The 25,652-nt window shown below is 58.3% G+C and carries 27 protein-coding genes; 9 read left to right on the top strand and 18 right to left on the bottom strand.

Annotated features, from left to right (window positions below):
- Positions 1–16: 16 nt before the first annotated feature.
- The 15 genes from rnhB to rpsB all read right to left on the bottom strand — a co-directional run bounded on the left by rnhB (position 17) and on the right by rpsB (position 14,836).
- Positions 17–634, bottom strand: a complete 618-nt coding sequence (gene rnhB, locus CPH17_RS09275) for a ribonuclease HII (RefSeq protein ID WP_074397475.1) — start codon at positions 632–634, stop codon at positions 17–19.
- Positions 624–1,808: a lipid-A-disaccharide synthase gene (lpxB, locus tag CPH17_RS09280; RefSeq protein ID WP_074397476.1), complete on the bottom strand. Its 1,185-nt coding sequence runs from the start codon at positions 1,806–1,808 to the stop codon at positions 624–626. The genes rnhB and lpxB overlap by 11 nt, the downstream gene beginning before the upstream one ends.
- Before the next feature lie 15 nt (positions 1,809–1,823).
- Entirely contained in the window at positions 1,824–2,591 is a 768-nt protein-coding gene (lpxA, locus tag CPH17_RS09285) for an acyl-ACP--UDP-N-acetylglucosamine O-acyltransferase (protein ID WP_074397477.1), read from the bottom strand.
- On the bottom strand, positions 2,588–3,031 hold the full coding sequence (fabZ, locus tag CPH17_RS09290; RefSeq protein WP_074397478.1) for a 3-hydroxyacyl-ACP dehydratase FabZ: 444 nt from the start codon (positions 3,029–3,031) through the stop codon (positions 2,588–2,590). The genes lpxA and fabZ overlap by 4 nt, the downstream gene beginning before the upstream one ends.
- A 130-nt stretch (positions 3,032–3,161) precedes the next feature.
- Complete coding sequence (gene lpxD, locus CPH17_RS09295) at positions 3,162–4,202, bottom strand: UDP-3-O-(3-hydroxymyristoyl)glucosamine N-acyltransferase (RefSeq protein ID WP_074397479.1); 1,041 nt, start codon at positions 4,200–4,202, stop codon at positions 3,162–3,164.
- A 54-nt stretch (positions 4,203–4,256) separates the two neighbouring features.
- Positions 4,257–4,763, bottom strand: coding sequence for an OmpH family outer membrane protein (locus CPH17_RS09300; protein ID WP_074397480.1), 507 nt, complete (start codon positions 4,761–4,763; stop codon positions 4,257–4,259).
- A 56-nt stretch (positions 4,764–4,819) separates the two neighbouring features.
- Positions 4,820–7,162: an outer membrane protein assembly factor BamA gene (gene bamA, locus CPH17_RS09305; RefSeq protein WP_441316765.1), complete on the bottom strand. Its 2,343-nt coding sequence runs from the start codon at positions 7,160–7,162 to the stop codon at positions 4,820–4,822.
- Between the two features lie 100 nt (positions 7,163–7,262).
- A complete protein-coding gene (gene rseP / locus CPH17_RS09310; RefSeq protein ID WP_074397481.1) occupies positions 7,263–8,621 on the bottom strand; it encodes a sigma E protease regulator RseP in 1,359 nt (452 codons plus the stop codon).
- Between the two features lie 37 nt (positions 8,622–8,658).
- Entirely contained in the window at positions 8,659–9,855 is a 1,197-nt protein-coding gene (gene ispC, locus CPH17_RS09315; RefSeq protein ID WP_096299261.1) for a 1-deoxy-D-xylulose-5-phosphate reductoisomerase, read from the bottom strand.
- Positions 9,852–10,658, bottom strand: coding sequence for a phosphatidate cytidylyltransferase (locus CPH17_RS09320; RefSeq protein ID WP_096299263.1), 807 nt, complete (start codon positions 10,656–10,658; stop codon positions 9,852–9,854). Before CPH17_RS09320 ends, ispC begins: the two co-directional genes overlap by 4 nt.
- On the bottom strand, positions 10,651–11,442 hold the full coding sequence (gene uppS, locus CPH17_RS09325) for a polyprenyl diphosphate synthase (RefSeq protein ID WP_074397484.1): 792 nt from the start codon (positions 11,440–11,442) through the stop codon (positions 10,651–10,653). The genes CPH17_RS09320 and uppS overlap by 8 nt, the downstream gene beginning before the upstream one ends.
- An 89-nt stretch (positions 11,443–11,531) precedes the next feature.
- Positions 11,532–12,089 (bottom strand): ribosome recycling factor, encoded by a 558-nt coding sequence (gene frr / locus CPH17_RS09330; protein WP_074397485.1) that lies wholly within the window; start codon positions 12,087–12,089, stop codon positions 11,532–11,534.
- Between the two features lie 4 nt (positions 12,090–12,093).
- Positions 12,094–12,870, bottom strand: a complete 777-nt coding sequence (gene pyrH / locus CPH17_RS09335; protein ID WP_074397486.1) for a UMP kinase — start codon at positions 12,868–12,870, stop codon at positions 12,094–12,096.
- Positions 12,871–12,993: 123 nt separating this feature from the next.
- Positions 12,994–13,863, bottom strand: coding sequence for a translation elongation factor Ts (tsf, locus tag CPH17_RS09340; protein ID WP_074397487.1), 870 nt, complete (start codon positions 13,861–13,863; stop codon positions 12,994–12,996).
- A gap of 217 nt (positions 13,864–14,080) precedes the next feature.
- Positions 14,081–14,836, bottom strand: coding sequence for a 30S ribosomal protein S2 (gene rpsB / locus CPH17_RS09345; RefSeq protein WP_074397488.1), 756 nt, complete (start codon positions 14,834–14,836; stop codon positions 14,081–14,083).
- A gap of 54 nt (positions 14,837–14,890) precedes the next feature.
- Between rpsB and CPH17_RS19940 the strand changes: the two genes are divergently transcribed.
- The 8 genes from CPH17_RS19940 (at position 14,891) to CPH17_RS09380 (ending at position 22,920) form a co-directional block, all read left to right on the top strand.
- On the top strand, positions 14,891–15,028 hold the full coding sequence (locus tag CPH17_RS19940) for a hypothetical protein (protein ID WP_156524128.1): 138 nt from the start codon (positions 14,891–14,893) through the stop codon (positions 15,026–15,028).
- Between the two features lie 160 nt (positions 15,029–15,188).
- On the top strand, positions 15,189–15,980 hold the full coding sequence (gene map, locus CPH17_RS09350) for a type I methionyl aminopeptidase (RefSeq protein WP_096299265.1): 792 nt from the start codon (positions 15,189–15,191) through the stop codon (positions 15,978–15,980).
- Positions 15,980–18,655: a [protein-PII] uridylyltransferase gene (locus tag CPH17_RS09355; RefSeq protein ID WP_096299267.1), complete on the top strand. Its 2,676-nt coding sequence runs from the start codon at positions 15,980–15,982 to the stop codon at positions 18,653–18,655. The genes map and CPH17_RS09355 overlap by 1 nt, the downstream gene beginning before the upstream one ends.
- A gap of 85 nt (positions 18,656–18,740) precedes the next feature.
- Complete coding sequence (gene dapC / locus CPH17_RS09360; RefSeq protein ID WP_096299269.1) at positions 18,741–19,937, top strand: succinyldiaminopimelate transaminase; 1,197 nt, start codon at positions 18,741–18,743, stop codon at positions 19,935–19,937.
- 43 nt (positions 19,938–19,980) lie between these two features.
- Entirely contained in the window at positions 19,981–20,319 is a 339-nt protein-coding gene (locus CPH17_RS09365; protein ID WP_027337792.1) for a Spx/MgsR family RNA polymerase-binding regulatory protein, read from the top strand.
- Positions 20,320–20,349: 30 nt separating this feature from the next.
- Positions 20,350–21,375, top strand: coding sequence for a 2,3,4,5-tetrahydropyridine-2,6-dicarboxylate N-succinyltransferase (gene dapD, locus CPH17_RS09370; protein ID WP_096299271.1), 1,026 nt, complete (start codon positions 20,350–20,352; stop codon positions 21,373–21,375).
- Positions 21,362–22,534 carry a succinyl-diaminopimelate desuccinylase gene (gene dapE, locus CPH17_RS09375; RefSeq protein ID WP_096299274.1) on the top strand — a complete coding sequence of 391 codons (1,173 nt, stop codon included), beginning with the start codon at positions 21,362–21,364 and terminating at the stop codon, positions 22,532–22,534. The genes dapD and dapE overlap by 14 nt, the downstream gene beginning before the upstream one ends.
- Positions 22,531–22,920 carry a hypothetical protein gene (locus CPH17_RS09380; RefSeq protein ID WP_096299276.1) on the top strand — a complete coding sequence of 130 codons (390 nt, stop codon included), beginning with the start codon at positions 22,531–22,533 and terminating at the stop codon, positions 22,918–22,920. Before dapE ends, CPH17_RS09380 begins: the two co-directional genes overlap by 4 nt.
- A 72-nt stretch (positions 22,921–22,992) precedes the next feature.
- On the opposite strand, the gene CPH17_RS20390 is transcribed toward CPH17_RS09380, so the two are convergent.
- The gene (locus CPH17_RS20390; protein ID WP_027337788.1) at positions 22,993–23,529 is read right to left on the bottom strand and encodes a cold-shock protein; all 537 of its coding nucleotides are present in this window, start codon (positions 23,527–23,529) and stop codon (positions 22,993–22,995) included.
- Positions 23,530–23,640: 111 nt separating this feature from the next.
- Here CPH17_RS20390 and CPH17_RS09390 point away from each other — a divergent pair, with 111 nt between their 5' ends.
- A complete protein-coding gene (locus tag CPH17_RS09390) occupies positions 23,641–23,889 on the top strand; it encodes a SlyX family protein (RefSeq protein WP_096299278.1) in 249 nt (82 codons plus the stop codon).
- A gap of 25 nt (positions 23,890–23,914) precedes the next feature.
- On the opposite strand, the gene ald is transcribed toward CPH17_RS09390, so the two are convergent.
- Both ald and CPH17_RS09400 read right to left on the bottom strand, forming a co-directional pair.
- The gene (gene ald, locus CPH17_RS09395; RefSeq protein ID WP_096299280.1) at positions 23,915–25,033 is read right to left on the bottom strand and encodes an alanine dehydrogenase; all 1,119 of its coding nucleotides are present in this window, start codon (positions 25,031–25,033) and stop codon (positions 23,915–23,917) included.
- A 166-nt stretch (positions 25,034–25,199) separates the two neighbouring features.
- The gene (locus CPH17_RS09400; RefSeq protein ID WP_074397499.1) at positions 25,200–25,634 is read right to left on the bottom strand and encodes an acyl-CoA thioesterase; all 435 of its coding nucleotides are present in this window, start codon (positions 25,632–25,634) and stop codon (positions 25,200–25,202) included.
- Positions 25,635–25,652 lie beyond the last annotated feature (18 nt).

The following is a 25,652-nucleotide window of genomic DNA, read 5'->3' on the forward strand; positions in this document are numbered from 1 at the left end:
AGGTGAAAAAGAAACGTTACAGTAACGCCAATTGACGCTGCACGGGGGCAAAGCTACGGCGATGTTCGGCTAAGGGCCCGTGAACCGCAAGCGCCGATAGGTGCTCTTTGGTCGGATAGCCTTTATGGCGTGCAAACCCATACTCAGGATAGTGCATATCCAGAGCAACCATCTGGGCGTCGCGGGCAACCTTGGCCAAAATAGACGCCGCCGCAATGGCCTGGTGACGAGCGTCACCTTTAACCACGGCTTGGCCGGGCAGCGCATGACCCGGCAGTCGGTTACCGTCCACCAGCAGGTACTCGGCCGCCGGGGCAAGGCCATCGATGGCGCGGCGCATGGCTAAATGCGTGGCATGATAAATATTGAGCTGGTCGACCTCGGCGGCGCTGGCCTCTGCCACGGTGAATGCCAGCGCCCGCTCGCGAATCAATATATCTAGCGCCTCGCGCTTGCGCGCCGTGAGCTTTTTGGAATCAGTTAGCCCATCAATGGGCCTCGCAGAGTCGAGGATCACGGCGGCGGCCACCACGCTGCCCACCAGCGGGCCTCTGCCCACTTCATCCACTCCCGCCAAGCGCGCACCGGCATAGTCAATCTGTAGCGGTGGGTAAGCGCTCGGATTAACGGCCATTGGCATCGCCTTGCGGTGTTTCCAGCGGTTGATCAGCCACTAGGGCGTCAATGGCGTCCGCCGCACGGCGGCTCGCATGACGCTGAAGTGTTTGATGCATCGACGCAAAACGGGCTTCCAGCGCGTGTCGTCCAGCCTCATCGGTCAATAGCGTGCCCAACTGCTCGGCAATCGTCTCAGGCGTGGCGGCATCTTGAATTAACTCAGGCACTAGGGTTTCTTGAGCAATCAAGTTGGGCAACGACACCCACTGGGTTTTAACCAATCGCTTGGCTAACCAGTGGGTAAGCGGGGCCATTTTATAGGCCACCACCATAGCGCGATGGCACAGCATGGCTTCGAGTGCTGCAGTACCTGACGCCAGCAACACGGCGTCGCTGGCAACCATTGCCTCCCGGGCTTGGCCGTCGAGTAATACCACGCGCTCGCCAAGTGCCGGGTAGGCTTGTAAAAGCTGGTCAATTTCATTGCGCCGCTGTGTGCTGGCCGCAGGAATCACCACTTGCAGCGCGCTATGCTGTTGGCAAAGCTGTTCAGCCGCTTGTAAAAAAGTCGCACCTAAAAAGCGGATTTCATTGCCTCTTGAGCCGGGCAGCATCGCCAGTACCGGCGCCTGCTCATCCAGGCCAAGCGCTTGGCGAGTGCTTAAGCGGTCATTTTCCAGGGGTAACTCATCGGCTAACGGATGGCCGACAAAGGCAACCGGCACATGGTGGCGGCGATAAAAGGCGGCTTCGAACGGCAGCAGCGTCAACATGCCGTCAACGGCTTTAGCAATTTTCTTGACTCGCCCTTGCCGCCACGCCCAGACCGAGGGGCTGACATAATGCGCTGTTTTAATGCCCGCCTCACGCAGCTGTTTTTCAAGGCCAATGTTAAAGTCGGGCGCGTCAATCCCAATCATGATATCGGGCTGCCAAGCGGTAGCTTCCTCGCGCAGCGTGCGGCGTACGCGAATCAGTCCAGGTAGGTGCTTAATGACTTCGACCAGGCCCATGATTGAGAGGGTCTCAAGGGGAAAGCGGCTAGTGAGGCCTTGAGCTTCCATACGCGGGCCGCCGATACCGCGAAATTCAATGGCCGGATGGCGCGCGCTTAGTTCACGCATCAGCCCCGCACCGAGAATATCGCCGGAAAGCTCGCCTGCCACTAGATATACGCGTTGAAGCTTCATGTAAGTACCCGCCGGTTAGCGGATAATGCCGCGTGTTGAGCGCTCGATGGAATCAGCAAAATGGGACACTTCAGGTAGCGGAAACTGACGGCGCATTTCGGCAAGTGCCTGCTCCACCGTCAAGCCCTGGCGATACACCAGTTTGTAGGAAGCGCTCAGGGCGTTAATGGCTTCACTGCTGAAACCGCGTCGCCTCAAGCCAACAAGGTTAAGGCCGCGAGCTTCTGCAGGATTACCGTTGATCATCACGTAAGCAGGCGTGTCTTTGGTAATAATCGAGCCGCCACCCGCCATCGCATGGTCACCAAAATGACAAAACTGATGGACCGCCGCCAACCCGCCCAGAATAGCAAAATTGCCTACCGTCACGTGACCTGCCAGCGTTGCTTGATTCGCCAGAATACAGTCATCTCCAATCACGCAGTCGTGACCGACGTGTACGTAGGACATCAACAAGTTACGCGAACCAATGGTGGTTTCCCCTCGGTCCTGAACCGTACCGCGATGCAGCGTTGCACCTTCACGGATGACATTATCGTCGCCCATTACCAAACGCGTCGGCTCACCGGCGTACTTTTTATCCTGGCAATCCTCGCCCACGGAGGCGAACTGAAAAATACGTGTGCGCTCACCCAATGTCGTCGGGCCTTTGACTACCACGTGAGGGCCAATCACTGAGCCCGCACCGATGGTGACATCCGGGCCGATTACACTAAAGGGGCCCACCTCTACGTCGTCGGCAAGCCACGCGGTGGGGTCAACAAGGGCAGTAGGATGTATCAAGCTACTTTCCTCTCAGCACAAATAATTTCTGCTTCACAGGCGAGTTCACCATCCACCGTGGCCCGGCAGGCGAATTTCCAAATGCCTCGCTTACCGCGAATGACATTAGCCTCAAGCACTAGTTGGTCGCCGGGCATCACAGGGCGCTTAAAACGCACGTTATCACTACCGACCAAGTAATACACGTAACCATCGGCGGGGAGCTTATTGACCGTTTTAAAGCCCAGGATACCGCAGGCCTGGGCCAGCGCTTCTATCACTAGTACGCCCGGCATAATCGGATGATGGGGAAAATGGCCATTAAAAAATGGTTCGTTAATGCTAACGTTTTTGTACGCAACGATGGATTCGCCCTTGGTTAGCTGCGTTACCCGATCAACCAGCAAAAACGGGTAGCGGTGCGGCAAGTACTCGCGAATTTCGTTAATATCCATAACCATCGTAGCGACCTCTAAAAAGACAAAACACCTGTTACATCAGGCAAACATCGGCACTCGCGCCGATCAAAAGGCAGTGGATTATAACGCGCTGCTGGTGAGCCTCAACCGACCCACTGCCATATTCACACAGTCACGACTGATCGCGATGATTTTTTTCTAAGCGTGACAATCGCTTAGCTATGTCATCAAGCTGTTTAAAACGAACGGCATTTTTACGCCATTGGGCGTTGGTCATAGCCCCGGTGCCGGATGAATAAATCCCAGGCTTATGGATAGAGTTGGTCACCAGGCTCATCCCAGTCACCTGGACACCGTCACAAATCGTCAGATGGCCGGCAATCCCCACACCGCCACCCAACATACAATGGCGCCCCACATGGGTAGAGCCCGCGATGCCGGCACACCCCGCTAACGCACTGTGATCACCTACCGTTACGTTATGGGCAATCTGTACTTGGCTGTCGATCTTCACGTCGTTACCGATGACGGTGTTACCCAGCGAGCCCCGGTCGATGCTTGAGCAACTGCCAACTTCCACATCATCGCCGAGCACGACACCGCCCAACTGAGCAATTTTATGCCACTGGCCGCCATCGTGGGCAAAACCAAATCCATCCCCGCCAATCACGCAGCCACTTTGTAAAATGACCCGCTGGCCAATGACGACGCCATGGCAGACAGTCACATTGGCATGTAACCGGCTATGATCGCCCACCACGCTATCGGCACCCACGACGCTACCTGCGCCAACCACTACGCCATCACCTAGCACCACACCTTCTTCAATCACCGCATTAGCCTGAACGCTGACGCCTTCTCCCAGCGACGCACTCTCTGCGACCACGGCGCTGGGGTGGATTCCCGTCACATCCCGGGCGGGGAGCGGATCAAAAAGCTGGGACAGCTTGGCATAACCCAAATAGGGATTGTCTATCTCCAAACGGGCCACAGGGCAGCTTTTGCCGTGTTCGGGATGAAGCAGAACGGCTGCAGCTTGGGTTACGGCCAAGTCTTTCAGGTAAGCACGGTTCGCCAAAAAAGCCACCTGGTCGGACTTGGCTTCTTTCAGCGTTGCCAATCCCCTGATGGACTGGCTCCCGTCGCCCTCAAAGGCAACGTTCAAATGGCGGGCGATCTCCGCCAGCGTTAGGTCGTGAGAAGCGTGAGTCATGGGTGGCCAAAGAACCTTTGGCGCGGCAGAGCCGCACCGATCATTATGGGTATTTTAGTTAAGCGAGTTAAAAATCTGCGTCACTTCTTCCGTCACGTTGGGTAGGTCCCTGGAGGAATGCAGCACGCCTTGGGGCTCAACCAAGACTTCAATACCATGGCGATCAATCACCTGATCTACCGCCTGCTCCAGCTTGGGTTCTGCGCCTTCCAAAAACTGTTGCTCTGAGCGCTGTTGGGCCTGACCTATTTCCTGACGCAACTGCTCGAAGCGGTTGCCTTTCTCCTGCAGTTCGGCAATCAACGACTCGCGCTCGGCTTCAGGCATCGCATCGCCTTCATTCTGTAAGCGTTCCTGCAAGCCCTGCAGCTCGTTGCCAAGGCTTTCAGCTTCGCGTTGTTGATCGCCAATCTCGCCTTCCAGCTGGCTGATGGATGATTGGGCAGACTCGCTATTCATCAACGCTGCACGCCAGTCAAGCACAGCCACTTCGTCTGCTTGCGCCTGTGCTGATAACACCATGGCACCCAACAGACAAACGACCCCAGTGAGCTTACGCATGGTAGTAACTCCTTTTTTGTAAAGCTGGCGCGCCCCATGAGGCGCGCGTCAATACGTTAGAATGACTGGCCTAACGAGAACTGGAAGAACTGGGTATCATCCCCGGTCTCATCATTCAATGGCTCGGCCACCGCAAAGGTCAGCGGACCCACTGGCGTCAGCCAGGACAAGCCCACCCCGGCGCTGTAGCGCAGATCGCCCAGGTCGACGCCGGAGTCACACTGCTGCCGACTCGCGTCTTCATCCAGCACATCGTAGCAGGATGACAAGAACGTATTACCCGCATCTAAGAACAACGATGCTTGCAAAGAGTTCTGATCCTCTACAAACGGAAGCGGGAAAATCACTTCGGCGCTACCTTCAACCAGTACGTTACCGCCCATGGTGCGATCTCGACCGCCTTCCTGTCCGGGAGTGGTCCGCTGCCCTAAGGTATTGGACGTAAACCCGCGAACCGAGCCTAGACCGCCGGCGTAGAAGTTCTCGTAGAACGGATAAGGGTCATCTCCCACCGAGTCGGCATAGCCCACATCACCGGTAAATTTCAGTGACCACGCATCATTGAGCGCGAACAATTGCTGCGCTCGGGCGCTGGCTTTGTAGTATTGGGTGTCGCTGCCAGGCGCACCGGTTTCAATGGCGACACGCTGGTAATTACCCGCCGTGGGCATGATGCCGCGGTTGAGATTATTACGTGTCCAGTTGGCGTTAAGCTTCAGGGTTTGTGCATTATCGCCCTCATCCTCGACATAACGACGAATTTCAGATGCGGTGTCAAAATAGGTTTTGACAGTAATATCTTCGACGCTAGCACCAAAGTTCAGCCGCGATAGTTCACTGATGGGGTAGCCAAAGTCGATACCCGCGCCAAACGCATCCGTGGAGTAGGTCGAGATATCGGAATCTTCGTAGTCAGTTTCGCGATAGAAGACATCATAACCACGCGAGATGCCGTCCAGCGTCCAATAGGGATCGGTAAAACCGAAGTTGACGCTGGTGAAAGTGTCACTACGCTGAGCGCCAACATTGACGCGGTTACCGGTGCCCAGGAAGTTGTTCTGGGACAATGCCGCCCCGTAGATCACCCCGGCGCTTTGCGAGAACCCGACGCTAGCGGAGACGGAACCCGACGGCTGCTCCTCAACGTTATAAGTGACATCCAACTTGTCCGACTCACCAGGCACCTGTTCGGTATCGACTTCAACTTGGCTGAAAAAGCCTAGCCGCTCAAGGCGTTGACGCGACTGGGTAATCGAGTCCGTGGAGGCGGGTGCGCCTTCCATCTGTATCATTTCGCGGCGCAGCACTTCGTCTTCTGTGGTCGTGTTGCCGATAAACTCGATACGCCGCACATAGGCTCGCTGCCCTGGATCGACGTTAATCACCAGATCGACCGTTTCACCATCATCCGATACCTCGGGCACTCCCTCGACATCGGCGAAGGCAAAGCCTTCCGCACCCAGACGCTGTCGCAGCGCTTCAGTTGACGCATTGAGCTCCTGACGCGAAAAGATTTCACCGCGCTCAATGGTCAATAGATCCTGAGCTTCTTGTTCACCGATTTCTAAATCGCCGGCGAAGCGAACATCGCCAACGCGGTACTGCTCGCCCTCGTCGACATTGAGGGTAATGAAGATTTCTGATTTATCAGCCCCGATCGATACTTGGGTCGAGGTCACGTCGAAATTAACGTAGCCGCGGTCCAAGTAGTAAGACCGTAAACGCTCAATATCTCCGCCCAGCGCTTCACGGGAATACTCATCGTTGGAAAACCAGCCAAACAAAAAGCCTGGGCGGTCTTCCAGCTCGAAAAGATCCAGCAGCGTTTCATCGTCGAAGTCTTCGTTACCGACAATATTGATTTGACGGATTTTAGCCACTTCGCCTTCGTTGATATCGATATCGACGCGCACCTGCCCCTCATCGACTTCCTCGACGTTGGTCTCGATGCCTGCGCTGTAACGGCCCTGAGCTTGATAAACCCCCTCCAGCTCGCGCTCCATTTCTTCGAGCGTTGAGAGCTGAAGCACCTGGCCTTCTTCAATCCCGGCCTCGGTCAGCCCCTTGCGCAAATCATCTTCCGCAATTTGCTCGTTACCGTCGATATTCAACTGGGCGATAGTGGGACGCTCGACAACCTGAACCACTAGCACGTCGCCTTCCCGCTCCAGCGATACGTCTTCAAACAATCCGGTTTCGAAGAGTTCCCGTGACGCTGCCGCCAGCTCGCTCTCGCTGACCCGGTCATTGGCGTTCACAGGAAACGCATTAAAGACCGAGGCGGCGGAAACCCGCTGCAGTCCTTCAACACGAATGTCCGAAACTTCAAAGGATTGTGCTTGGGCACCGCTGGCACCCGCCAGCAAAAGTACCGCCATTCCAAAGGTCTTGATTTTCATGCAATCATTTCGCTCGCGTTGGTCTGCCTATGCATTCAAACAGGCACCATATACATTTGTGCAGGCAGATGACAAGGCATCCTAGGCACTACACGCGTCGTTACCAGAGGCGCATCAGATCAAAATACAGGGCCATCAGCATCAGAGTGCCGACCATGGCAAGCCCGATACGTAGGCCTATGGCTTGGGTTTGCTCGGAGACCGGCCGTCCGCGCACGACCTCCAAGAAATAATAAACTAGGTGGCCGCCATCCAATACGGGGATCGGCAGCAAATTCAACACCCCAAGGCTAATAGAAAGATACGCTAGAAAACCCACAAATGCTTCCAGACCCGCCCGAGCAGAATCACCGGAAACCTGTGCAATGGTAATCGGGCCTGACAGGTTAGACGGCGATATCAACCCCACCAGCATCTTACGAATGGCGTCGACGGTCAGCAATGTCATATCTGCCGTACGCGACAGCGACTGCCCGACAGCCTCAATCGGGCCATAGCGTATCTCACGCTGAAATTCTTCAGGCCAAGCAACAGGCTCTGCACCGGCCCCAATGTAACCAATTTCAACGCCTGTCTCCAGGGTATTGCGGCCAGGCGTTAAGTTTGTGCTTTGTCGTTCCCCATCACGCTCAAACTCGACCGTCAAGGTTTCGCCGGGGCTGCCTCGAATGACATTGACAAACGCCATCCAGTCAGCAATGGACTGGTCATCCACCGCAATAATTTGATCGCCCACCTGTAAGCCAGCCTCGGCGGCTGCCTGATCGTCGATCACTTGACCCAGCGTGGCGGGCACATCGGGCTGCCAAGGGGTTAAGCCCAGCGTTTCCAACGGCTGAGGCGGATCCTGGCGGGTCAAATAATCGCGCAGCGGTAGCTGATAAGTCGCTACGTTGCTTTCGTCCTCAGGTCGCGCCTCAATGGTTAGGTCGCCGCTGAAGCCAATCATCGAGATTAGCTTTAGATTGATTGCTTCCCAGTCGCTGACGGCTTCGCCCTGAATGGCAGTAATTTCATCGCCGTGAGCAAGTCCCGCTTCGGCAGCAGGGGAATCTGGTTCAGTGTCTCCCACCATCGGCGCGACTGCGGTCGTACCCACCACAAACAGAGCCCAATAGGCGACGATAGCTAACAAAAAGTTGGCGATAGGCCCCGCTGCGACCACCGCGATACGTTGCCATACACTCTTACGGTTAAACGCCTGATCAAGCTGATCGTCCGGTACCGGCGCTTCGCGTTCGTCGAGCATTTTGACATATCCGCCCAGCGGAATAGCGGCAACGACAAACTCGGTTCCATGGCGATCCACCCGCGACCAAAGCGGCTTGCCAAAGCCTACGGAGAAACGCAGCACCTTGACCCCGCAGCGCCGCGCCACCCAAAAATGGCCGAATTCGTGGAAGGTGACCAATAACCCCAACACCACGATTACCGCCAAAATGTTTTGTATCAGGCCCACAGGGTACTCCTCGATATGCTACTCAGCCTGGCTGAGATTAAGCGGACCAACGTTTCAGCCACCCAGCCGCACGTTCCCTCGCGCACTGGTCAGCCCATAAAATAGTCTCAAGACTATCGGCACGCCCGTCGACGGGTGTCGATAGCGCCTCTTCGACCAATCGGCTGATTTCCAGAAAGCCCAGCCTGTGGTTTAAAAAGGCATCGACCGCCACCTCATTGGCAGCATTAAGCACCACCGGGGCGAGGCCGCCAACGCGCATCGCCTCACGGGCAAGCGGCAAGCACGGGAAACGCACCTCATCCGCCGCCTCAAAGTCCAGCCGCGCCACTTGAAATAGATCCAGCGCTTCGACGCCCGCGTCGACGCGCTCAGGCCATGCCAGCCCGTAAGCGATGGGCGTGCGCATATCCGGATTGCCTAACTGGGCAAGCACAGAGCCGTCCTGGTAGGCCGCCATCGAGTGAATCACGCTTTGCGGATGCACAACGATCTGGATCTGATCGGGGCGGGCATCAAACAGCCAGCAAGCCTCAATTAGCTCAAGCCCTTTATTCATTAACGTGGCGCTATCCACCGATATCTTGCGTCCCATGGACCAGTTGGGATGTGCACACGCTTGCTCCGGCGTCACCTGGGCGATTGCTGCCTCACTCCAGGTGCGAAAAGGACCACCGGAAGCAGTAAGGAGTAGCTGAGAGATACCGTGTTGTGCCAAGCCGCCACGATGTTCGGTGGGTAGACACTGGTAGATGGCATTATGTTCGGAATCAATCGGTAACAGTGTGGCCCCCGAGCGCGCCACAGCCTGCATAAATAGCGCGCCGCTCATCACCAGCGCTTCCTTGTTGGCCAGCAGTACGCGCTTGCCCGCCTCTGCCGCCGCAAGCGAGGGCAGCAGACCCGCCGCTCCTACAATGGCCGCCATGACAATGTCGACGCTTGCATCACGGGCCACATCACACAGCGCCTCAGCCCCCACCAGAACCTCGGTGGGCTGACTCGCTCGCCCCAACTCCGCGCGAAGCCAACCGGCATCAGCATCGTTGGAGAGGACCGCGACGGCAGGGCGAAAGGTGAGGCATTGGGTGAGCAGAGCCTCTTTGGAAGTGTGCGCAGTTAGCGCATGGACTTGGTAGCGATCAGGGTGACGTGCGACCACATCAAGCGTGCTGGTGCCGATTGAGCCGGTGGAGCCCAGCACCGTGACACGCTGAATAGCTAACGACGTCATAGCCCCAGCACCTGTAAGTAAAGTAGCGCAAACAGAGGAATCGCCGCCGTGAGACTATCCACGCGATCAAGCACGCCGCCATGCCCCGGCAGTAACTGGCTGGAGTCTTTAACGTTACGGTAACGTTTGAGCATGCTCTCAAGCAAATCGCCCAACACGGAGACCAACGTTACCAACAGGGTAATGACCACCAGTAGGACGCTATTAGCAAGCCCCAGCGAAAGTCCTAGTGAAAACCCAACGGCCAGCAGGGCCGTCGCTGCCATACCACCAAATACGCCTTCCCAGGATTTACCTGGACTAACGCGAGGGGCCAGCTTGCGCTTGCCCCAGCGACGCCCGGCAAAATAGGCCCCAATGTCAGCTGTCCAAACAAGCAGCAACACAAACAGCAGCCATAACGCGCCTATTTCGCGCAGAAGATTAAAACCGACCCAGCAGGGCAACAGCACCCATAGCCCCATCAATAAACGCACTAGAGGGGTGTGCCATTGCGACGTTAAGGCCGGGTAGCGAGTGACCCAGATAAAATTAACCAGCCAACCCGCTGCGGCCAACCATAGCGGCCACACAGCGAGCACTGCATGGGTGAACCACATCACCAGCATCAAGCCGGCACAGCCCGCTACAAGTGCTGCACGCTTGAACGGCTGCCTCACGCCCGCCAGGTTGGTCCACTCCCATGCCCCCACCAGCATGAACAAAGCTGTGAAGAGAGCAAAACTGGCACCTTGCAGACCAAACAAGCCGATCAACACCAAAGGTGCTAGCCAGGCGGCGGTTATCACTCGCTGTTTAAGCACCCTGGGCCTCTAATTGTTCATCTGTCATGCCAAAGCGGCGCTGTCGCTGACAAAAGTCATCCAGCGCCTCGTCGAACGCCTCCGCGTGAAAGTCGGGCCATAACAGCGGCGAAAAATGCAGTTCGGCGTAAGCTAACTGCCAGAGCATAAAATTCGACAGCCGCTGTTCGCCACTCGTGCGGATGCACAAATCAACGGGGGGGACGTAGGTGCCGCCGCCCATAGCCTGATCCATTTGCACTTCATCAATGGCGGACGGCGAGATATCACCTGCGACTGCCTGCTCAGCCAAACGCCGAGCGGCCTGTGCGATGTCCCAGTGGCCGCCATAGTTAGCCGCAATCACCAGGTGCATGCCTGAGTTGTTGGCGGTCAGCGACTCAGCGCGTTGGATTTGCTTTTGGATAGCGTGGGAAAAACCACGTTGCTCGCCGATAATCGACAAACGGATATTACGCTCGTGAAGTTTTTTAACTTCACGCTTGAGCGCCATCAAAAAAAGCTCCATCAGCGCGTTTACTTCAGCGGCTGGGCGCTTCCAGTTTTCACTCGAGAAGGCGAACAGGCTGAGCGTTTCGACCCCACGTTCGGCCGCACGCTGAATAACCGCCCTGACGGCCTCTACCCCTGCACGGTGCCCTCGAGCACCTGAAAGACCGCGTGCACGAGCCCAGCGATTATTTCCGTCCATAATAATCGCCACATGGGACGGCACCGGATCCTGCGCGGCCTCGCGCACGTTGGCATCGTCCGGGCGTTGTCCGGGGAGCTGCGGTGACGTCATGAATGCTTACACCAAAGATCAATCATAGAAAAGCCAATCATGGATGGCTGAGCGGGCAGCGCTGCTGCCCGCGGCGTGAACAGCCGATCTTACACCTGCATCAAATCCTGCTCTTTTGCTGCAAGCGCTTTGTCAATTTCGGCAATATATTTATCGGTCAGCTTTTGGATCTCGTCCTCACCCTGGCGCTGATCGTCTTCGGTAATGTCTTTATCTTTTAACAGTGACTTAAAATCACCGTTGGCGTCGCGGCGGACATTACGTACTGCAACCCGGGCATGTTCAGCTTCGCTGCGCGCCTGCTTGATGTAACCCTTACGCGTTTCTTCCGTCAGCATCGGCATCGGCACACGAATCACGTTGCCCGCACTGGCCGGATTCAAACCCAGGTCAGACGTCATGATGGCCTTTTCGATTTTCTGCACCATGCTCTGTTCCCAGGGCGCAATCGTCAGCGTACGCGCATCTTCAACGTTCACTGAAGCCACCTGATTAAGCGGCACCTGTCCGCCGTAATATTCAACGGTTACCGCATCTAAAATGCTCGGATGGGCACGCCCGGTACGAATCTTGTTGAAGTTACTATGCAGCGCCTCAACGCTTTTTTTCATGCGAGACTCTGCATCTTTCTGAATGTCATTAATCACGTCGTTACCCTCTGTCTATCAGCGTGCCTTCCTTGCCCCCAACTACTAAATTTAGCAGGGCGCCAGGCTTGTTCATATCAAACACCCGCACCGGCATATCATGGTCACGTACCAGGCAGATAGCGGTCAAATCCATAACACCAAGCTTTTGATCGAGCGCATCATCGTAGGAAAGCTGGTCATACTTGACGGCGTCTGGGTATTTCACCGGGTCTTTATTGTAAACCCCGTCGACCTTGGTGGCTTTAATTACCACGTCAACATCGACCTCAATTCCTCGCAGGCAGGCGGCGGAGTCTGTGGTAAAAAACGGATTCCCCGTACCGGCTGAAAACAGCACAACATCGCCCGAAGTAAGATAACGGATTGCTGTGCGCCGGTCATAGTGCTCGACAACCCCACTCATGGGAATCGCCGACATCACCCGCGAGCGAATATTGGAACGTTCCAGCGCGTCACGCATCGCCAGGGCATTCATCACCGTGGCAAGCATGCCCATATGATCACCGGTCACGCGGTCCATACCGGCTTCGTTCAACGCCGCACCGCGAAATAAGTTACCGCCACCGATGACGATACCCACTTGAACGCCAATACCCACTAGCTGGCCAATTTCCAGCGCCATACGATCCAGCACCTTCGGGTCAATACCAAAGTCATGATCCCCCATCAGCGCTTCGCCAGACAGCTTAAGTAAAATACGCTTGTATTTTGACTTGGAACCGTCGGTTTTCGATTTGCTAGACAAAGAGGCAAGCGGTTCTTGATCATCGCGCGACATGGCAATTCTCCTAGGGCAGACCTTAGCGCCGACAAGCGGCATCACCCCTTTTATTATGCAGGGGCCGGATACGCGAAGGCGTGCGCTTGCGCGCACGCCAACCTACAGCTGGACTCTCTGACCTTAGTGACGGCCAGCCTGTTCCATAACTTCTTTGGCGAAGTCGACTTCTTCTTTCTCGATGCCTTCGCCCACTTCAAAGCGAGTAAAACCAACCACCTCGCCACCGGCCGCTTTTACAAACTCGGCAACCGTCTGGTTGGGGTCTTTGACGAATGGCTGCTCGGTCAGGCTGTTTTCGGCAAGGTACTTCTTGAGGCGGCCCTGCACCATTTTTTCAGCGATCTGTTCCGGTTTACCGGCCATATCAGGCTGCGCCAGGATAATCGCTTTTTCTTTATCCAGCTCTTCCTGGGGCATGTTTTCCGGATGGGCAACCGAAGGATTGATAGCGGCTACGTGCATGGCAACATCCTTTGCCACCTCGGCATCGCCACCCTTAAGAACGGTCAACACGCCAATACGGCCACCATGAACGTACTCACCAACCGTGCCACCGTCAGCGGCATCGACGACAACCGCACGACGCACGCCAATGTTCTCGCCGATTTTCTGTACCAACTGCTCACGAGCGGTCTCAAGATCGCCGGCCATCACAGCGGCAACGTCTTCGCTTTTAGCGGCGAAGAAGGCGTCGGCAATTTTGTCGGCAAACGCAATGAAGTTGTCATCGCGAGCCACAAAGTCGGTCTCGGAGTTGATTTCCACCATGACGCCGTAGCTGCCGTTGTCGGCAACGCGGGTCACGACGGCACCTTCCGCAGCGGTGCGGCCGGCTTTTTTCGCGGCTTTTAGGCCCGAGCTCTTACGCAGGTTTTCGATCGCAACCTCGATGTCACCACCTGCTTCGGTGAGTGCTTTTTTACACTCCATCATGCCCAAGCCGGTACGTTCGCGAAGTTCTTTAACCTGAGAGGCGCTGATAGCTGCCATGAGATTTCACCTCTGAAATGGTTCTAGCTGAGAGTTAAACACCTACAGAGCATAACGACGGTAAATGACCGAATTATCTCACTCTGCATGGCGCTGCCAACGTTGATGTCGGCCCAAGACTGCCCACTCCAAGCATTCACCCAAAGCGGGAAAAAGGGGGCCCAGGCCCCCTCTTAAGTGATACGGCACCAGCAACGATACCGCATCGGCCACCGGTTTACTCGGCGGCAGCGCTGCTGTCGGCGTCAGCGGCTTCTTCAGTTTCTGTCACTTCGACAAACTCGTCGGGGCGACCTTCTTTAGAACGACCACAGGCATCGGCAATCGCTTTTACGTAAATCTGGATAGCGCGGATGGAATCATCGTTGCCTGGAATCACGTAATCAACGCCATCGGGGTTGGAGTTGGTATCCACCACGCCGATAACCGGAATGCCCAGCTTGTTGGCTTCGTTGATCGCGATACGCTCGTGGTCAACGTCAATCACGAACATGGCATCCGGCAGGCCGCCCATGTTCTTGATACCACCAATAGAGCGCTCAAGCTTGTCCTGCTCACGCGTCGCCATCAAGACTTCTTTCTTAGTCAGCTTTTCGAACGTGCCGTCTTCGCGCATGGTTTCTAGCTCACGCAGACGCTTGATGGACTGACGAATGGTCTTGAAGTTGGTCAGCATGCCGCCCAACCAGCGATGGTTGACGAACGGCTGGCTAACGCGATTGGCTTCTTCTTTAATAATCTTGCTAGCGCTGCGCTTGGTGCCAACAAACAAAATTTTGTTGTTGGATGCCGCCATCTTCTCGACCACGTCGATCGCTTCATTAAGCGCCGGCAGTGTGTGCTCAAGGTTGATGATGTGAATCTTGTTGCGCGCGCCGAAGATAAACTTGCCCATCTTCGGATTCCAGTACTTGGTCTGGTGGCCGAAGTGAGCGCCTGCTTTGAGCAGGTCACGCATATTAACGTGAGACATGGTAAAACTCCTGAAACTCGGGTTAGGCCTCCACGCACCCCATGGATCCGACCATTGACAGCGTTAGACGCTGCCAGCGGCACCCGGGACCATGTGCCGGTGCATGTGTGTTTTCAAGGCTTGCTGTTCAATACCGCAAGGTTACCCGCCCGTAAGCGGCGCAATGCCTGCGGTGCCGTGATAACGCTTTGATGCTTCTTCAACCTCGACAACCTGAAGATTGCAGCGGATGACGATTGCAGGAAAGCGCGCGGCTTTATACCATAGATCATCGTTAAGATGAAGCCGTCATCCGTTCAGCGGGCCTTTTATTGCCGCTCAACTTGCCATTCTGAGTCAACATCGAGAATCCATGAACGTTCCCATTAAAACGCCTTCTGAAATCGACAAAATGCGCAACGCTGGTCGCCAGGCGGCCAGCGTCATCGAGATGATCACCCCCCACGTCCAGGCGGGCATCAGCACCGGCGAAATCGACCGGTTGTGTCATGAGTATATCGTCAACGAGCTAGGCTCCACCCCTGCTCCCCTTAACTACCACGGCTTCCCTAAAGCGACCTGCACGTCGATCAACCACGTGGTTTGTCATGGCATTCCCGACGACGCCAAAAAGCTCAAAAAAGGCGACATCATGAACTTAGATATCACTGTGCGGACGGCCGACGGCTACCACGGTGACTCCAGCGTGATGTTCGTGATCGGCGACACTATTCAAGGCGAACGGCTGTGCCGCATTACCCAGGAATGCCTGTATAAAAGCATTGAGCTGGTTAAGCCAGGCGTGCGCCTTTCTGAGCTTGCCCGTGTGATTCAAAAGCACGCCGAAAGCAACGGCTACTCCGTGGTTCGCGACTTCTGCGGTCACGGTATCGGCGCCGAATTTCACGAAGACCCCCAGTTCCTGCACTACGACGGCTACGCCCCGGGGGCGGACATCAGCCTCGAAGCCGGCATGTGCTTCACCATCGAGCCCATGATCAACGTCGGCGGCTACAAGACCAAGGTGCTGCGCGATGGCTGGACGGCCATTACCAAGGACCGCAGCCTGTCCGCCCAGTGGGAGCACACGCTGCTGGTCACCGACACCGGCGTTGACGTGCTGACCGCACGCAGCGACGAAGACTTCAGCTTTTTGACGCACTGATGCTACTTCACCATTACCGGTTTGAACCGGACACCATGCTGTTCGACCTCGAGCTGTTCCGCACCGAGCTTGCTGGCTCCCGCTCGCCCATCGCCCCGTTCAAGGCGGCGCTTGGCGACATCCAGACCCGTCTGGACGAACGCTTTCGCGCCGGCGCCGATATCCGTGATCTGGTGCGCGGTCGGGCGTGGTACCTGGATCAACTGCTGGTCATCGCCTGGCAGCAGCACGATTGGCCCGACGACGGCGTCGCCCTGGTCGCGGTTGGCGGCTATGGGCGCGGCGAGCTGCACCCGCACTCGGACATCGATTTACTGCTGCTGCTCGAGGACGATGACGACACGCCCTACCGCGAGCCGCTGACCGCCTTTATCACCTTCCTGTGGGATATCGGCCTGGAAATCGGCCACAGCGTGCGCTCACTCAACGACTGCGAGCGGGAAGCAGCCGCCGATGTTACGGTGATCACCAATCTGCTCGAGTCGCGCCTGATCGCCGGCCCGGAAGCGCTGCGTGAGCGCATGCGCGAGCGGCTCAACGCCGACCACGTATGGCCGGCGGACCGCTTCTTCGAGGCCAAGTGGCAGGAGCAGATCGCCCGCCACTACCGCTACAACAACTCCGAATACCACCTCGAGCCGAACCTCAAAAGCTCCCCCGGCGGGCTGCGCGACATCCAGATGATTGGCTGGGTCGCCAAGCGCCACTTCGGCACCGAGCAGTACACCGACATCGTCGCCAACGGCTTTATGAACGATGCCGAACTGCGCATTTTAAGCCAGGGCCAAGCCTTTTTATGGCAGGTCCGCTACGCCTTGCACATGCTCACCGACCGCGCCGAGGATCGCCTGCTGTTTGATCACCAGCGCACCATTGCGGAAATGTTTGGTTTTCGCGACACCCCCGAAGGCCTGGCCGTCGAACAGTTCATGAAGCGCTATTACCGGCACGTCACAGCGCTTGCCGGCCTCAACGACATGCTGCTCCAGCACTTCGACGAGGTCATCCTGCGCGGCAAGGAATCGCTGGAAACGGTCAAGCTCAACGAACGCTTTGAAACCAAGGGCGGCTATATTCAGGTGCGTTCGCGCAACCTGTTTCGCGAACAGCCGGCGGCCATGCTGGAACTGTTTTTACTGATGGCCAAGCACCCGGAAATAGAAGGCGTGCGGGCCGACACCATCCGCCTGATCCGCGACCACCGCCACCAGATCGACGACCAATACCGGGAAGACCCGCGCCACCAGCGCCTGTTCATGGCCATCATGCGCGCGCCGGGCAACGTGCCCCGCCAGCTGAGGCGTATGAACCGCTACGGCATACTGGGCAAATACCTGCCAGAGTTTGGCCGCGCCGTCGGGCTGATGCAGCATGACCTGTTTCATATCTACACCGTGGATGCCCATACTCTGCGGCTACTCAAGTTTCTGCACGGCTTCCGCAAGCCGGAGGCCAAGGACGACTTCCCGGTGGCCGCCACCCTGATGCAACAGCTGCCCAAGCTGGACCTGCTGTGGATAGCCGGGCTGTTTCACGATATCGGCAAGGGCCGCGGCGGCGACCATTCGATAATCGGCGCCCGCGACGTCGAACAGTTCTGCCAGCGCCATCATGTGCCCCAGCACGATACCAAGCTGGTCAGTTGGCTCGTCGAGCACCATCTACTGATGTCCATGACCGCCCAGAAGCGCGACATCAGCGACCCGGACGTGATCCGCGAATTCGCCACCGAGGTGCGTACCGAGACACGGCTGGATTATCTCTATGTATTGACCGTGGCCGATATCAACGCCACCAACCCGACCCTGTGGAACGGCTGGCGGGCATCGCTAATGCGCCAACTGCATGCCGAAACCAAGCGTGCCCTGCGCCGCGGCCTGAAAAACCCGCCCGACCGCGACGACTGGGTGCGCGAAACGCGCTCGGAAGCCCGTTCGCTGCTGCAGTCGATCGGCGTCGATGAAGCCAAAATTGATCAGCTGTGGGAATCCCTCGGCGAGGACTACTTCCTGCAGTACGCGCCCAGCGAAATCGTCTGGCAGACTCAGGGGATTCTTGCTCACCAGCCCTCCCAACTGCCACTGGTCCTGATCAGCGCGCCCACGGCCGACATGGCCGAAGGCGGCACAAAGGTGTTCATCCACACCCGCTCGGTGGACGACCTGTTCGCCGCCACCGCCGCCGCCATGGAGCAGTTGGGGCTGTCGATCCACGACGCGCGTATCGCCACCTCAAACAACGATTGGACGCTAAACACCTTCATAGTGCTCGACAATCAGGGCCAGCCAATTCGCGACCCGGTGCGCATTGAGGAAATGCGCCAGCATCTGGTGGAAGAACTGGACGACCCCGACGACTACCCCGATATCGTCACCCGGCATACGCCGCGCCAGCTCAAGCATTTCCGGGTTGCCACCGAGGTACTGATCGAGCAGGACCCGGCCAACGACCGCACGCTGCTGGAGCTCAGCGCCCCGGATAGGCCCGGGCTTCTGGCCCGCGTCGGGCGCATCTTCATGGAGCAGGATATTGCGCTCTCCGCGGCGAAAATCGCCACCCTGGGCGAACGCGTGGAAGACGTGTTCTTCATTACCACCAAAGCCGGCGAACCGCTGACCGACCCGGACCGTCAACAACAACTACGTGAACGCTTGATTGAGGTGCTGGGGGTTTGAGCCCACAGCGGGGCTTGCCTATAATCGTCGGCTACTTTCGCGACACGACGCCTACAACGACGCCGGCACGGCGTTCTGGATACTCATGAACCCTGAACTCGACGCCCTGCATCCGTATCCGTTCGAAAAGCTGGCGGCCCTCAAGGCGGACCTGACGCCGCCTGCGGCGCTTGCGCATATCCCGCTGACCATCGGCGAGCCGCAGCACGCGCCCTTCCCTGGCGCACTGGCCGCGCTGGTCGCCCACCAGGCCGAGATGGCGCGCTACCCGGCCACCAACGGCCTGCCCGCCCTGCGCGACACGATCGCCACCTGGGCCAGCCAGCGCTTCGCGCTTGCTGGGCTAGACGCCGAGCGCCAGGTACTGCCGGTCAACGGCACGCGGGAAGCCATTTTCGCCTTCGTTCAGGCAGCCCTCGATCGCACGCGCCCAGCGCACGTAGCGGTTCCTAACCCCTTCTACCAGATTTACGAAGGCGCCACGCTGCTGGCCGGGGGCGAGCCGCTCTACCTGGACTGCACCGCCGACAACGGCTTTCGCCCGGACGTTTCCGCCGTCAGCGCCGACACCTGGCGCAGCGTGCAGATCGTGTTCATCTGCTCGCCCGGCAACCCCACCGGCGCGGTCACGCCGCTTGCCGAATTCAAGCAGCTGATCGCGCTGGCCGATGAGCACGACTTCATCATCGCCTCCGACGAGTGTTACTCGGAGCTCTATCTGGATGAGGCATCGCCACCCCCGGGGCTCCTGCAGGCCTGCGCCGAGCTTGGCCGCCACGATTATCGCCGCTGCGTGGTGTTCCACTCGCTGTCCAAACGCTCCAACCTGCCGGGGCTGCGCTCAGGGTTTGTCGCCGGTGATGCAGACCTGCTCGCCCCGTTCAAGCGCTACCGCACCTATCATGGCTGCGCGATGTCATTGCCGCTGCAGCATGCGTCCATAGCGGCCTGGCAGGATGAAAGCCACGTGCGCGCCAACCGCGAGGCCTACCGCGAAAAGTTCAGCGCGGTCACCGAGGTGCTCGCCCCGGTAATGGACTTCCCCACGCCGGAAGCCAGCTTTTACCTGTGGCCCGCCGTGCCGGGCGGTGACGACATCGCCTTCACCCAGCGGCTGTTCGTTGAACAGCATGTCAGCGTGCTGCCCGGCAGCCTGATGGGCCGCCCGGGGCGCGACGGCGACAATCCCGGCAGCGGTCGGCTACGCTTAGCGCTAGTGGCGGAACTTGCCCCGACGCTGGAAGCCGCCGAGCGCCTGCGCCGGCTCGTTGAGCGCGGCTAACGCACGACCATGACGACACGACGCCATTGCCAGGAGGTCATCCATGCTTACGCTCTATATCATCAGCAACTGCGATACCTGCCGCAAAGCGCGTAAGGCGCTTGACGAAAAAGGCATCCCCTTCAAGACCTACGACCTGCGCAAGGACGGTCTTTCAGCACCGCTGCTAGAGCATATCCTGCACCGCGTCCCGTTGGTCAAGGCGATCAACAAGCAAAGCAAAACCTGGCGCGAGCTGTCGGATGAAGAAAAAGATTTTGATGCCAACTCGGGGCGCGAGCTGCTCTTGAAACACCCCACACTGTTAAAGCGCCCGCTTCTGGAAGTCGACGACGAGACCATCCTGGTCGGCTACAAAGATGGCGATTATGACAAACTTTAAGACGACACACTGACCTAAAGGAACGCAGTTATGCTGAGCTTTGCGCTTGGAATCGGCACTCAAAATACCCAGGGCGACTGGCTGGAAATTTACTACCCGGCACCGCTGATCAACCCGCCCGAGAGCCTGGTCAGTGCCGCCAAGGAAGTCCTTGACGCGCCCAGCGGTAACGCGGCGATCAGCTTCCTGCCGGAAGACTGCACGCGCCTGGCCAAAGCTCTTGAAACGGCCGGCCATGCCGACCAGGCGGAACTGGCGGAATCCTTTGCCGTCAGTCAGCGTCCGCTGGTTGCCATGTTCCTGGACACCAACCAGCCGCCGCAGACCGCTCCCGAGGTCTACCTCAAGCTGCACCTGCTCTCCCACCGTTTGGTGAAACCCCATGGGCTGGATCTGACCGGCATGTTCGGCCTGCTGCGCAACATCGCCTGGACCAACGAAGGCGCGATCGACATCGAAGAACTGCCCGCACGCCGCCTCAAAGCCCGCCTGGAAGGCCGTGCCCTGTCGGTGGACTGCGTGGATAAATTCCCCAAGATGACCGACTACGTGGTGCCTCACGGCATCCGCATCGGCGACACCGCCCGCGTGCGCCTGGGTGCCTACCTGGGCGAAGGCACCACGGTGATGCACGAAGGGTTCGTCAACTTCAATGCCGGCACCGAAGGCCCCGGCATGATCGAAGGGCGCATCTCCGCCGGCGTCATGGTGGGCAAGGGCTCCGACCTGGGTGGCGGCTGCTCGACCATGGGCACGCTGTCCGGCGGCGGCAACATGGTGATCAAGGTCGGCGAAGGCTGCCTGATCGGCGCCAACGCCGGAATCGGCATCCCACTGGGCGACCGCTGTACGGTGGAAGCCGGGCTATATATCACGGCAGGCTCGAAAGTCACGCTATTGGACGACCAGGGCCAGGAAGTCAACACCGTAGCTGCGCGCGAGCTGGCCGGCCAGGACGACCTGCTGCTGCGCCGCAACTCGCAGAACGGCCGCATCGAATGCCTGACCAATAAAAGCGCCATCGCGCTCAACGAGGCGCTGCATGCCCATAACTGAGCCGGAGGGGCTGTCGCCGACGCTGCAGCTGGCCTTTGACCTGCTGCGCCGCGCATCGGTCACGCCCGACGACGAAGGCTGCCAAGACCTGATGATCGAGCGCTTAAGGGCGCTCGATTTCCACATCGAGTCACTGCCGTTTGGCGATGTGAAAAACTTCTGGGCGGTGCGCGGCCATCACGGTCCGGTGCTGGCCTTTGCCGGGCATACCGACGTGGTCCCCAGCGGGCCTCACACCAACTGGGAGTTTCCGCCCTTTACGCCCTGCATCAACGACGACGGCATGCTGTGCGGTCGCGGCGCCTCGGATATGAAAGGCAGCCTGGCCGCCATGCTCACCGCCGTTGAGCGCTTCGTCGCCAGCCACCCCGACCACGACGGACGCATTGCGTTTTTGATCACCTCCGACGAAGAGGGCCCCGCCGTCGACGGCACCCGCGCGGTGGTCGAACACCTGCGCGAGCGCAACGAACGCCTCGACTACTGCATCGTCGGCGAGCCTTCCTCCACGGCACGGCTTGGCGATGCGATCAAAAATGGCCGGCGCGGCTCGCTGGGCGGCGTCCTTCACGTGAAAGGCGTGCAGGGCCACGTGGCGTACCCGCACCTGGCGCGCAACCCTATCCATCAGGTGATGCCCGCGCTCGACGCCCTGGTCAACGAGCACTGGGACGCAGGCAACGAGTTCTTCCCGGCGACCAGCTTTCAGGTGTCCAACGTGCGGGCGGGCACCGGGGCGACCAACGTCATCCCCGGCGAGGTGGAAGTGGTGTTCAACTTCCGCTACTCCACGGAAGTCACCCACGAAACCCTGAGGGAGCGCACCGAAGCGCTGCTGGATCACCACGGCCTCGAGTATCACATCGACTGGACGCTCAACGGCGAGCCATTCCTGACCGCCGAGGGCGAGCTGGTCGACGCTGCGATTCGCGGCGTCGAAGCCGTCACCGGCGAGCGACCGGCGCTCTCCACCAGCGGCGGCACCTCGGATGGTCGCTTCATTGCCACCCTGGGCGCCCAGGTGGTCGAACTGGGTCCGCTCAACGACACCATCCACAAGGTCGACGAACGCGTCCGCGCGAGCGACCTGGATGCGTTGAGCCGGATCTACGAAGCCACGCTGCAGGCATTGCTCACTTCCGACGAGGTCAGCGTATGATGGAGCGCTATCCGGATATCGAGATCTACCTGGCAAGCGTTGCCCACCCCGCGCTCAACGACTGGCTGGCGAAGGCGCTGAATGCCCCGCCGCTGACATCGGCGGGCAAAGGTAAATGGCGCACCCAAGGCAGCCACCAGGGGCACCGCGTGCCGGTATTGCTGGTCGAAAACGCCGCCGATGGGTTTGCCAGCCTATGGCTCGACAGCGGCCACTGCCCCTGGCATACCGACCAGGAAGCCGCCCAGTACGCGGCGGAAGCCCTGCAGACCGAAATTCGCTGTTCGCTTGGCGGCTGGCATCCAGGTGATGATCCCGACCGTTTCTGGCAGGTACTGCCCGACGGCCGCGAAGGCCCCATCGAATGGCCCGACTCGGGCCGCTAGGCCCTGAACGCATTTGACCCCGCCGAAGCGGGGTCAAATGTTGTGCGAAGCAGTCACAAGCGGAACTGATCGTTACTCGATAATGCTCACGTCGTCGGCCTGTAAACCACGCTCGTTTTTAATCACGTGATAACGCACGATCTGGCCTTCTGCCAGCATGCGCGGGCCGCGACCACGAATTGCCCGGAAATGGACAAACACATCGTCACCGTTATCCCGGGTAATGAAGCCGTAGCCTTTGTTGGTATTAAACCACTTCACTTCACCCTCTTCGCGACCGTCATTGGGGTCAATGATATCTTCATCGTCCGGCGCGTTGGGGGCGTGAGACTGACGCGGTGCCGGCTTGGCGCGAACCGCCACATCGGGCGACACCACCACGGGTGGCGCCAGCGCGGCCGTGGCTAACGTACCGATACACAGCACAATGAAACTACCGATGGCCACGGCGATGTAGATGCCGCCAGCCCCGGTCACGGCCAGCTCGGCAAGCCACTGCTCAGCCAGCGGTGCGTCGGTTAAATGAACAATCCCTGCCAGCAACAATGGCGTGGGGGCGGCAAGTAAGACACTGATCAAAATACAGCGAAACACAACTTTTGGGTTCATGGATAAAAAAAGCTCTCTTGTTGTATGGGTAACAGAAGAAGGACAATACCCAGTTCAGCCGGTCTTGACGACCCGATGCACCGAGCTACTACACAAGGTTGCAATGTTACCATGACATCTTCTTTATCGCCCGCCGAGCTCACTCAACAGCTTGAATCTTTAGAGAGCCGCCTGGCTTATCAAGAACATTGGCTCGATACCCTGGATCAAGCGGTCGCCCAGCAGGAACGTCGGCTAGCGACGCTGGAGCAACTGAGTGCGCTGATGCGCGAGCGGCTGCGCGAACAGCATCAAGCGCTCCAGGCCGGTGACGACACCGGCGGCAGTCGTCCAGAAGACGACATACCGCCCCACTACTAATTAATAATGTCATTACAACGGCACTCTACCGATTCACCACCTCGGCAGGGTTAACGCTGTTGAGACTAAACGCTTCGGCCACCGCCGCGTAGGTTACCTGGCCATCGTGGACATTGAGCCCCGGCAAGAAATGCGGGTTGTCGCGCAGCGCTTGCTGCCATCCCTTATCGGCCAGGTCGAGAACGAATGGCAGCGTAGCGTTGGTCAGCCCCAGGGTAGAGGTACGCGCAACGGCCCCCGGCATGTTGGCCACGCAGTAATGAACGATACCGTCGACAATATAGGTCGGCTCGGCGTGAGTGGTGGGCCTGCTGGTCTCGAAACAGCCGCCCTGGTCGATCGCCACGTCCACTAGAACGCTACCGGGCTGCATATCCGCTAGCATGACGCGGGTAATCAGTTTTGGCGCGGCTGCCCCTGGGATGAGCACCGCACCGATAATCATATCGGCCGTTTTGGCCGCTTCGTCTAACGCATCGGCGGTTGAGTAAACAGTCTTGATGCGGCCTTGATAGCGGTCATCCAGCACCTCCAACCGGGCGATGGATTTGTCCAGAATGGTGACTTCTGCCCCGAGCCCCAGCGCCATACGTGCGGCATTTTCGCCGACCACACCGCCACCGATCACGGTGACTTTCCCCGGAGCCACACCGGGCACACCCGGCAACAGCACGCCAGCACCGCCCTGAGCCTTCTCAAGACTATGTGCGCCCGCCTGCACGGCCATGCGCCCCGCTACGGTACTCATCGGCGCAAGCAGCGGCAGGCCACCTTTCGCATCGGTAATAGTCTCGTAGGCGATGCAGGTCGCGCCGCTTTTCATTAGGCCCTGAGTCAGCGTTTCTTCGGCGGCCAAATGCAGGTAGGTAAACAACGTATGCTGGGGTGTCAGCCGCGCGACTTCCTCGGCCTGAGGCTCTTTGACCTTTAGAATCAGCTCAGCGTTTTGCCACAGCAGCGCGACGTCCGCCTCGACGTGCGCTCCGGCAGCTTCGTAGTCGCGGTCATGAAACCCGGCACCTTCCCCCGCGCCCGCTTGAACCGTCACCTGGTGCCCACGCCCGGTTAATTCTCGCGCACCGGTGGGCGTCAAGGCCACCCGGTATTCATGGTTTTTGATCTCTTTAGGGACAGCGATGCGCATAGATAGCTCCTGATTGTTTCGCTAGCAAAGGGTCAGCGTTAAGGCTATTACAGCACAGCTTTTGCACGCCTCCACCCCTCGAAACACAAAACAAAAAAAACGCCGGTTAAGGCGTTTTTTAGGAGAAAAATCTAGCGAATACCGGCTTTAGGCAAAAAAATCATCGTTATTCATCAACCACCGCATCACCGTAAACACGCTGATACTCAGCCGGCAGACGCATAGGCCGCCCACTGGAAAGCGCGATGCAGGCAAAGCGGGTACGCGCCTTGAGCAAGGTTTTAGCGTCGTGTTTGCGTTGCAGCTGGAAGCGGCGGGTTAAGCTGAAGCGTCCGTCGCAGGCCACGATCCAGGTGGCCAGCGCGAGTTCATCCCCGGCGTAGGCAGGGGCCAAATAGTCCAGCTCGTGACGGTGCACCACCATGGCCCGGTCCAGCTCGCGGTAGCGCTCAATCGAGAGCCCTAGCGCTTCCGAGTGCGCCCAACTGATTTGCTCAACCCAGCGCAAATATTCGCTGTTGTTGACGTGCCGGTAGGCGTCGATGGCCTCATCCGTCACGTCTATATCCATCACAAAAGGCTCGGGTAGCGCCCATTCCATTGTTATGGCCCCTCTACC

This window comes from Halomonas sp. hl-4, from assembly GCF_900215475.1.
Taxonomy (GTDB): Bacteria; Pseudomonadota; Gammaproteobacteria; order Pseudomonadales; family Halomonadaceae; genus Vreelandella.